This is a genomic window from Olivibacter sp. 47 (assembly GCF_030372825.1).
In the GTDB taxonomy this organism is placed as follows: domain Bacteria; phylum Bacteroidota; class Bacteroidia; order Sphingobacteriales; family Sphingobacteriaceae; genus Olivibacter; species Olivibacter oleidegradans.
The window spans coordinates 1-321 of the sequence record NZ_JAUCNR010000012.1 but is presented as its reverse complement, the minus strand read 5'-3'; the positions used below and the strand labels follow the sequence as shown (position 1 = coordinate 321).

1 protein-coding gene is annotated in these 321 nt (G+C 54.5%); it reads left to right on the top strand.

All coding sequences use genetic code 11. The features are described 5' to 3' along the window. Window positions 1-321, top strand: a 321-nt coding sequence (locus tag QT327_RS28080) for a hypothetical protein (RefSeq protein ID WP_289554498.1), incomplete at both ends; no start/stop codon positions are given.

Genomic DNA, 321 nt, shown 5'->3' with positions numbered 1-321 from the left:
GATCCCGATCCGAGCTGTACCACCTGTACCACGCCGCCGTTGACACCTGATCCGAAAGCGGACATTGTGACGGTGAAGGTTGTGAGCGAAGCAGGTAAAACGGAATTTACACCGGGTGAGTCGGTAGACTATACCATTACGGTAACTAACAACGGACCGAGCGATGCGGCTTCCGTGAACGTAAAAGATACGGCTCCTGCCGGTACGACGATCACAGGCTGGACGGCTGTGGTGACCAACGGTACGGTGAGTTTACCGAATACAAGCGGAACCGGTGATATCAATGAAACAATAGCCACGCTTCCGAACGGAGCGGTGGTG